The organism is Kitasatospora sp. NPDC092286 (assembly GCF_044755565.1).
GTDB lineage: Bacteria > Actinomycetota > Actinomycetes > Streptomycetales > Streptomycetaceae > Kitasatospora.
On sequence record NZ_JBIVRD010000002.1, the window covers coordinates 25,580 to 34,111 of the forward strand.

Genomic DNA, 8,532 nt, shown 5'->3' on the forward strand with positions numbered 1-8,532 from the left:
CGAACCGGTGGTCACCGCGGTGGAGACGGTCGCGCTGGTGGACGAACCGGCCACCACCGAGCCCGAACCCGGGTTGACGGCCACCGAGAAGTCGTTACCCGGCTGAGTGCCCGTCACGGTCAGGGTGTACGTGCTGGTGTGGCTGCCGGAGGCGGCGTTGCCGGTGATGGTGAGCGGGTAGGTGCCCGGTGTGGCGGTCGCGGTGGTGGCGACGGAGAGCGTGGCGGTGCCGCCGGCGGTGACGCTGCCGGGGGTGACGGTGGCGGTCACGCCGGCCGGGGCGCCGGTGACGGAGAGGTTGACGCTCTGCGCCGAACCGGTGGTCACCGCGGTGGAGACGGTCGCGCTGGTGGACGAACCGGCCACCACCGAGCCCGAACCCGGGTTGACGGCCACCGAGAAGTCGTTGCCCACCGTCGTGCCGCTGGTGAACGGCGCGAAGATGTGGGTGAAGTCCCAGGTGTTCTGGTTGATCCCGGAGCAGTAGTCGTTGCCCGCCGTGCCCGGGCAGCCACCGTTGTCGCGCTGCAGGGCCCAGAAGGAGAGCGTGTTGATGCCCTTCGAGACCGCCCAGTTGTAGACCGTGGTCGCGTTGGCGACGGTGAAGGTCTCGGCCGGGCCGTAGTCGTCGATGCCGACCATCTCGATGATGCCGATGGAACCCCACAGCTGCGCCGGGGTCTTGGTCGGGTAGAGCTTGGCCAGCTGGTTGTAGAGACCGGTCGTGGCGGTCTGGGTGTCGGCGGCCATGTCGTGGGCGGCGCCGTCGTAGTAGTCGAAGGTCATCAGGTTGACGACATCGATCCGGGCGTTGTTGCTGACCGCGTTCTTCAGCACCGCCAGGCCGCTGGAGGCCAGGCCGCTGGTCGTGGTCGGCAGCGTGTACGAGAACTGGATCGAGCGGCCGTTGGCGGCGGCCCAGTCCTGCACGAGCTTGATCGCCTTGTTGCGGCGGTCGATACCGGCCGTGTTGGTCAGCGAGTTGTCCTCGATGTCGAGGTCGATCCGGCTGACGTCGTACGTGGTGATGACGTTCTCGAAGGCCGCCGCGATCTGGTTGACATCGGTGCAGCTGTCGGCGATCTCGGTCCCGGTGTTGTCGGCCGTGTAGCCGCCGAAGGACGGGATGACGTCGCCGCCGTTGGCGCGGATGGTGGCGATGTCGGCGCCGAAGGAGGACGAGGAGACCGGCAGCGAGGTGTCGCCGTTCCAGTACGGCGTGCACGAGCCCTTGGTGGCGGCCTGCAGGAACGCCATGGTCAGGTGCTTGGCACCGGACTGCGCGGCCAGCGTGGCCGGGCTCTGGCCGGTCCAGGACTCGAAGTACGGCGCGAAGACCCGGGTCGGCAGCGGGGTGGCGGCCTCGGCGGAGGCCGTCCCGACGGCGACCAGCCCGGCCGACGCGGCCAGCGTGGCACAGGCTGTCAGGGCGGCCTGGATCGTTCTGCGTAGACGCATGGATTCTCCAACAGACTTGGTGGGGCAGGACGTTGGTGAAATATTGAACGGTGCTGCGGAACCTCTGTGGTACGGAACCGCCGCCCGCGCGGGTGGGGAGTCGTGCGGGCGTGTAGGGGTGGAGCTGTCGACGGACGGGTGTGCGGGCGGACGGGCGCGTGGACATGCGGACGTGCTGAAGCCCACGTACTCGCGGAGCGACGGCGGTGCGAAGACGCACGTAGGCCGTGCGGGTCGGGGGCGGAGCGGAACAAGGCAGGGCAGTGCCTCAGCCGCCGGTGGTCACACCCCCACAGTGCATCCCGGTCGGATCGACATGCTTATGGTTGGACTAGACCAGTCGTCTGTCAAGACTCCTAACAGTTCGTCAACAGAGCTGATCGGCCGCCGCGGGGCCGTTGCCGTACCCCCGAAGCCGCCGGTGACCGGCGGTAAATCCGCTTGCGACGGCCGACGCCGTTCGGACATGATCGGTCACATGCGCGATCTCCACAGGAAGGGCGGCCACCGCCCGAGCAGGTGAGCCCCATCCGCCGCCCAACGGCGGCCGGCCCGTGCCACCCGTCGCCGGAAACGGCGGCCGCATCCGTATTCACGCCCGATCCGCATTCACATCCCGATCCGCACTCGCTGCCGCATCCGCACGTGTCGGCGCGCCTGTCGGCGCCCCGGCCGTCGCCGTACGCCGCCCGTCCGTGCATCTGACCCGAGAACGCCCACGCCTGTCCCTTTTCTCTTGGAGGAGACCTCTGTGACGACCTTGTCCGACACCGCCTGGACCTTCGCCGACGCCCGTAACCTGCGCGCCCTGCTGGCTGAACTCGACTGCCGTGCCGCCGACTTGACCGCTTCCCGGGCCGCCGCGCGGGTCACCGTCCGGACCACCGCGCAGGCCGCTCCGCAGGTCGTTCCGCAGGCCGCTCTGCGGCGCCGCCGGAGCACCGTCGACGGGCCGGCGGCCCTGGCGGCCTGACCGGGGCCGATCCGGCCGACGTCCGGATTGCCGACGTCCGCCGTACCTTCCGCGCCCGCCGCTGACGTACCGCGCGTCATCGGGCGCGCCGAAACGTCGAGGTCCCGCCCGATCACCAGGATCGGGCGGGACCTCGGGGCCGTTGGCGAACGGCAGTCGGATCAGGCCATGCCGTGGCCGCGTGCCCGGTCGGAGCACGCGGCCACGGTCGCCCGGCGCTCAGGACGCCGGGCTGCTCGGGGTGGTGGGCGGACGGCCGGGCTCAGGCCGGCGGGCAGAGGGTGGTGCGCAGCGCGTCGAGGATCTTCTCGGCCTTCTCGCCGCCGAAGCCCTGCGGGTGGTCCGGCGCGGTGAAGCGCTGGTTGACCAGTTCGACCAACTTGGCCCGGTCCTTGGGGAACTGGTACATCGACTGGCACTGGTTGCGGGCCCGGTCGACGGCCTGCTCGGGCTTTCCGCCGACGATCGCCGGGTCGATCGCGTCCAGGGCGGCGACCAGCCTGGTGGTGAGGCCCGCGTCCGGTTTGGTGGGCAGTCCGGCGTCGGCCGGCGGCGCGGGCTTGGACGCCGCGGGGGCGTCGGGCGTGCCGGGGGGCGGGGGTGAGGCGGCGTCCGTGGCGGGCGTGTCGGGCGAGCCGGTGGCAGGTGCGGGCGGCGGCGGGGTGGTGGCGTCGCCGGCGGGTGCGGACGTGGGTGCGGATGCGTCGGGGGTGGTCGACGCGGCGGGGGTCGGTCCGGAGGGTGGTCCGGCCGAGGTGGTGTCGGAGCCGGAGCTGGAGCAGGCGGCTAGGCTCACCGCGGCGAATGCCGTGAGGGTGGCGGCGAGAAGACGAGTGCGCATTCCGCCACACTGTCATGTCCGCGGCGCTCAGGGGAAGATCCCCCGGGAGAACCGGCGGCGACCCGGGAGACCTCCCCCCGAGCCGCCCCCGAGCCGTCGCCCGGGCTCAGCCGAGGCCGTTGGCCTTGAGCCAGTCCTTGGCCACCGTCGACGGGTCCTCCTTGTCGATGGCGACCCGCTTCATCAGCGCCGTCAGGCCCGCCGTGTCCAGCTTGGCCGACACCGCGTTGAGCGCGGCCGTCGCCGTGGCGTCCACACCCGCCTTGTTGACCAGCGGAGTGACGTTCTGCGCCCCGAAGATGTCCTTCGGGTCGGTCAGCGGCACGAGCTTCAGCTGGACGATCTTCGGGTCGGTGGTGAAGACGTTGCCGACCTGGACGGAGCCGTCCTTCACCGCGTTGGCCGTGGTGTCGCCGGTCGGCTTCCACTCCTTGAAGGTCAGCCCGTAGACGTCCTTGAGCTCCTGCTCGCGGCGGGACTTGAACTCCGGCGGGCCCCCGATGGTGAGCTCGCCGGCCTTCGCCGACAGGTCGGCGATGCTCTTCAGGCCGTACTTGTCGGCGGTCTCCTGGCTGACGCTGAGCGAGTCCTTGTCCTCGGCCGGCGAGGAGTCCAGGATTCCCAGCGCGGCCGGCAGGGCCTTCGCCAGCGCCGCGTTGACGTCGTCCTTGGTGGCGGCGGTCGACTTGGCGTCCAGGTAGGCGAGCAGCGAGCCGTTGTACTCGGGCAGCACGGTCAGGCTGCCGTTCTGGATCTGGCCGTAGAGCACCTCGCGGCTGCCGATGTTGAACTTCTCCTCGACCTTGACACCCTTGGCCTTGAGCGCCTGCGAGTAGATCGAGCCGAGCAGCACGTTCTCGGGGAAGTTCGCCGAGCCGACCACCACGGTCGAGCCGGAGCCGCCCGAGCCGGCGGGCGCCGACGAGGAGCCGCTCAGCGGGTCGCCGCCCGAGGAGCCGCAGGCGGTGGCGCCGAGGGCGAGCGCGGCGAGGGCGCCGAGGACGAGAGCCCGGTGACCGCTTCTGCGGCGTGCGGATGTCGACATGGTGATACGTGTCCTTTCGGGAGGGGTGGGAGGTTCAGCGGGCCTGGCGCTGGGCGCGCAGCCCGGGCGGGAGCGCGTACCGGGCGAGCAGGGAGAAGAACAGCTGGGCGCCGACCGCGAGCAGCACCACCAGCAGCGCGCCGCCCACCGTCACCGCGTACTTCCGGGTGGCCAGCCCGTCGATGACGTAGCGGCCGAGGCCGCCGAGGCCGACGTACGCGGCCACCGTGGCGGTCGCGATCACCTGCACGGTCGCGGTGCGGAAGCCCGCCAGCAGGGTCGGCAGCGCGGACGGCAGGCAGACCTGCCAGAGCACCTGCGGGTGCGTCAGCCCGACCCCGCGGGCCGCGTCCCGGACGTCCGGGTCGGTGCTGCGGACCCCCTCGACGGCGGCCACCAGCAACGGCGGCGCGGCGAGCGCGACCAGCGGGATCAGCACGGCCGTGTCGCCGACGCCGGCGAGCAGCACCGCCAGCGTCACCAGCCCGAGGGTGGGCAGCGCGCGGGCGGCGCCGGCCAGCGAGGTCACGGCGGTGGCGCCGCGGCCGGTGTAGCCGATCAGCAGGCCGAGCGGGACGGCGAGCAGCGCCGCGTACAGCAGCGCCTCACCGGAGAGCAGCAGGTGCTCGGTGACCCGGTGCACGATCGAGTCGGGGCCGCTGCGGTGGTCCGGGGCGGAGAAGAAGTCGCCCAGCCAGGAGAGCCAGTTCACCGGGCCGCCCCCTTCTCCCGGACGGCCCACGGTGCGAGCAGCCGCCGGGTGCCGACCAGCAGCAGGTCCACGACCAGCGCGAGCGCGGCGATCAGCACGATGCCGGCCACGATCGGGGTCGGGAAGGTGCGCTGGAAGCCGTCGATGAACAGATAGCCGAGCCCGCCGCGCCCGACCAGCGCGCCGACGCTCGCCAGCGAGATGCTGGACACCGCCGCGACCCGCAGCCCGGCCAGCAGGTACGGCACGGCGGCGGGCAGCTCGACGGCGGCCAGCCGGTGCCACGGCCCGTACCCCATCGCGGTCGCCGCCTGGCGGACGGCCTCCGGGACGGCGCGCAGCCCGTCCACCGTGGTCGGCAGCAGCACGGCGAGCGCGTAGAAGGTGAGCGGGATCATCACGGTGGCCTGGGTGGCCAGCCCGGTGTACGGGATGAGCACCACGAAGACGGCCAGCGAGGGCAGCGCGTAGACGACGTTGAAGACCGCGGCGAGCGGCTGGTAGAGCCGGGGATAGCGGGTGCAGGCCAGGCCCAGCGGGACGGCCAGCAGCAGGCCGATGAGCACCGGGAGCAGGGCGATCAGGGCGTGGTCGGCCAGCAGGTGGCCCAGATAGCCGAGATGGTCGCCGATCCAGTACCAGCGGACGATCGGTTCATCGTCCACCGGTGGCTCCGTCCGCCTCCGGGGTCTTCGTGGGTGCGGGCGTCGGCGCAGGCGTTGGCGCGGGCTCCGGTGCCGGCGCGCCCGCCCCGGCGAGGGCGGCGAGGACGGCCTCGCGGCTCGCCGTACCGCGGGCCCGGCCGTCGGCGTCCAGCGCGACGGCGACCCCGGCGGGGGAGAGGACGGCGGCGTCCAGCGCGGTGCGCAGGGTGTCGGCCTCGGGCCGGTAGCCGGCCGCCGGGTGCAGGACGGTGGTGGCGGCGTCCCGGTCGATCCAGCCGATCGGGCGGCGCTCGTCATCCAGCGCCAGCTCCCAGCCGCCGTAGCGCAGCCCGTCGGCGACCGGGCGGACGGCGACGCCGGTGGCGGGGCGCAGGCCGAGGCCGCGCAGGCCGCGGTCGCGGCCGAGGAAGGCGGCCACGCCGTCGTCGGCCGGGGAGGTCAGCAGGGTGTGCGGGTCGGCGAGCTGGGCGATCCGGCCCTGTTCGCGCAGCACCACGACCTGGTCGCCCAGCCGGACGGCCTCCTCGATGTCATGGGTGACGAACAGCACCGTCTTGTGCAGCTCGGACTGGAGGCGCAGCAGTTCGTCCTGCAACCCGGCGCGGACCACCGGGTCGACGGCGCTGAACGGCTCGTCCATCAGCAGCACCGGCGGGTCGGCCGCCAGCGCCCGCGCCACGCCGACGCGCTGCTGCTGACCGCCGGAGAGCTGGAACGGGTACCGCTTGGCGGTCTCGGGCGCGAGCCCGACCAGTTCCAGCAGCTCGGCGGCCCGGGCCCGGGCCTTCTTGCGGTCCCAGCCGAGCAGGTAGGGGACGGTGGCGACGTTGTCGATCACCTTGCGGTGCGGGAAGAGCCCGGCCTGCTGGATCACGTACCCGATGCCGCGGCGCAGCCTGGCGGGCTCCAGCTCGGCGACGTCCGTGCCGTCCAGCAGCACCCGGCCCGACGTCGGCTCGACCATCCGGTTGACCATGCGCAGCAGGGTGGTCTTGCCGCAGCCGGAGGGCCCGACCAGGACGGTTATCCGACCGGTCGGGACGTCCAGGTCGAGACCCCCGACGGCGATGGTGCCGTCGGGGTGGCGCTTTCCGGCGCCGTCGAATCTGATCACGGGGAGTTTCCTCGTCTCGGTGCCCCTGGATGGCGGCGCCGATCGTGTCGGTCTGTCGGTCGGTGGCGGTTTGTCAACGAAGGAGCGGCGTGGGTGACACCGCCGTCCCGTCGTATCAACCGCCCGGGCGTTCTTCCGCCCGCGTGGCTGCCCAGCTTTGGACCGGCGGAAACTCTGATCAGACTATGACCTCGATCATCTCCTGTCCGTGATTAACCGCCCGACGGGTGCTCAGGTGTCCTCTTCCGGCGTCCTGATCCGCCGCCTGATCCGCGGCCCTGATCCGCTGTCCTGGCCCGCGCTGCGGCCTGCCGTGAGCGGACGGCCGGTCAGCCGCCCCGGCGCGTCGGCAGCCCGGCGGCGGCCCAGCCGACGAAACCGCCGTCCAGGTCCGTCGCCCGGCGCAGCCCCAGTTCGCGCAGCGAGGCGGCGGCCAGACTGGAGGCGTAACCCTCCGAGCAGACCACGATCACCTCCACGTCGTACCCCGTCGCCTCCGGGATGCGGTGACTGCCCGTCGGATCGAGCCGCCACTCCAGCACATTGCGCTCGATGATCAGCGTGCCGGGGATCTCCCCCTCGGCCGCCCGCTGCGCCGCGGGCCGGATGTCCACCAGCAGCGCGCCGTCCAGCTGAGCCTGGTAGGCCTCCCGGGCCCGTGGCCGGTGGACGCCCTCACGGGCGCGCTCCACCAGGTCGTCGATCGTGGTCACCACTGCTCCGGTCCTTCCTCCGAGGTGCGGACGAGCCCGCCGGCCCGCAGGTCGTAGTGCGCCATGGAACTCAGCGGCGGCGAGTAGGCGTGCAGCGTGACGGCCGGTCCGGAGGCCGTGTTGCGCACATCGTGCACGTACTCGGGGCCGAAGGCGCGGGCGGTGCCGGCCGGGATGCGGCGGATCAGCAGGCCCTGGTCAGGCCCGCCGAGCGACAGCTCCTCCAGCTCGCCGAGCGCGACGGTGAACGCGCCGCGCGAGCCGCCGTGGTCGTGGAAGCCGGTGGACTGGCCGGGCAGCCAGCTGATCAGCCAGACCTCGTGGTCGTCGTCGGCCGCCAGCCGGCGGTACCAGCGCTCGTCGGTGGAGAGCCGCACCTGGTGGATCCACTGGTCGGGCCGTTCGGCCAGCTCCCGGACGATCTTGCGCAGGGCGTTCGGGGAGAGCGGGGCGCGGGTCTCCTCGGTGGTGGCCGTGCGGGTGCGGGTGCGGTGACCGGTGGCGGCCGTGGTGGCAGGGTTGTCGGGAGCGAGGTCCAGGCTCATGTGGGCGTCCTCGGGGAAGGGAGAAGGCGAAGGAGGTGAAGGGCGGGACGCGGCCGGGCCGGGGCGCGGACCTGCCGACGGGGCGGCACGATGCGTGGGGCGGGGCGCGTCAGGAAGACGGGAGCGGGTGCGCGGCGCGGGCCCTGGGAGACGTCACAGGGTGGGACCGGCGAGGAAAGGCAAGGTCAACAGGCACAGATGGAACTCGCCTGGCGTCGCAGATCGACGTGCAGGCGGCAGACCAGAGTGGCGCCGGAGTCCATGTGCCGGATCTTTCCCGACGGGACAGGTGCGAGTCAAGCGAGGCCCGTCACTCCTGCGGGGCGCGCCGTGGTGGCGGCGGCGCCGGGGCGCCCGCCGTGGGGGGGGGCGGGGGGGCCGCCCCCCCCCCGGGGGGGGGGGGGGGGGGGCCGCCCGCCGGGGACAGGCCGGGGGGCCGGGGGGGCCGGCGGGGGGGGGGCGGGGG

At 72.9% G+C, this 8,532-nt stretch carries 10 protein-coding genes; 1 reads left to right on the forward strand and 9 read right to left on the reverse strand.

The window, feature by feature from the left end; genetic code table 11:
* The coding region (locus tag ACIQIB_RS02830; protein WP_400756343.1) for a glycosyl hydrolase family 18 protein at positions 1-1,458 on the reverse strand (1,458 nt) is incomplete at its 3' end.
* Between the two features lie 751 nt (positions 1,459-2,209).
* On the opposite strand from ACIQIB_RS02830, the gene ACIQIB_RS02835 reads away from it, so the two are divergent.
* Positions 2,210-2,431, forward strand: a complete 222-nt coding sequence (locus ACIQIB_RS02835; protein WP_400756345.1) for a hypothetical protein — start codon at positions 2,210-2,212, stop codon at positions 2,429-2,431.
* Positions 2,432-2,693: 262 nt separating this feature from the next.
* Here the strand turns inward: ACIQIB_RS02835 and ACIQIB_RS02840 are convergent, their stop codons facing one another.
* The 8 genes from ACIQIB_RS02840 to ACIQIB_RS02875 form a co-directional block, all read right to left on the reverse strand.
* Positions 2,694-3,272, reverse strand: coding sequence for a hypothetical protein (locus tag ACIQIB_RS02840; protein ID WP_363608669.1), 579 nt, complete (start codon positions 3,270-3,272; stop codon positions 2,694-2,696).
* 106 nt (positions 3,273-3,378) lie between these two features.
* On the reverse strand, positions 3,379-4,317 hold the full coding sequence (locus tag ACIQIB_RS02845) for an ABC transporter substrate-binding protein (RefSeq protein ID WP_363608667.1): 939 nt from the start codon (positions 4,315-4,317) through the stop codon (positions 3,379-3,381).
* Between the two features lie 34 nt (positions 4,318-4,351).
* Positions 4,352-5,029: an ABC transporter permease gene (locus ACIQIB_RS02850; protein WP_363608665.1), complete on the reverse strand. Its 678-nt coding sequence runs from the start codon at positions 5,027-5,029 to the stop codon at positions 4,352-4,354.
* Entirely contained in the window at positions 5,026-5,694 is a 669-nt protein-coding gene (locus ACIQIB_RS02855) for an ABC transporter permease (protein WP_363608663.1), read from the reverse strand. The genes ACIQIB_RS02850 and ACIQIB_RS02855 overlap by 4 nt, the downstream gene beginning before the upstream one ends.
* Positions 5,684-6,808: an ABC transporter ATP-binding protein gene (locus tag ACIQIB_RS02860; protein WP_400756347.1), complete on the reverse strand. Its 1,125-nt coding sequence runs from the start codon at positions 6,806-6,808 to the stop codon at positions 5,684-5,686. The genes ACIQIB_RS02855 and ACIQIB_RS02860 overlap by 11 nt, the downstream gene beginning before the upstream one ends.
* 329 nt (positions 6,809-7,137) lie before the next feature.
* Positions 7,138-7,524 carry a rhodanese-like domain-containing protein gene (locus ACIQIB_RS02865; protein WP_363608659.1) on the reverse strand — a complete coding sequence of 129 codons (387 nt, stop codon included), beginning with the start codon at positions 7,522-7,524 and terminating at the stop codon, positions 7,138-7,140.
* Positions 7,518-8,066: a cysteine dioxygenase gene (locus ACIQIB_RS02870; protein WP_400756348.1), complete on the reverse strand. Its 549-nt coding sequence runs from the start codon at positions 8,064-8,066 to the stop codon at positions 7,518-7,520. Before ACIQIB_RS02870 ends, ACIQIB_RS02865 begins: the two co-directional genes overlap by 7 nt.
* Positions 8,067-8,251: 185 nt before the next feature.
* Complete coding sequence (locus tag ACIQIB_RS02875) at positions 8,252-8,329, reverse strand: putative leader peptide (RefSeq protein ID WP_107086570.1); 78 nt, start codon at positions 8,327-8,329, stop codon at positions 8,252-8,254.
* Positions 8,330-8,532 lie beyond the last annotated feature (203 nt).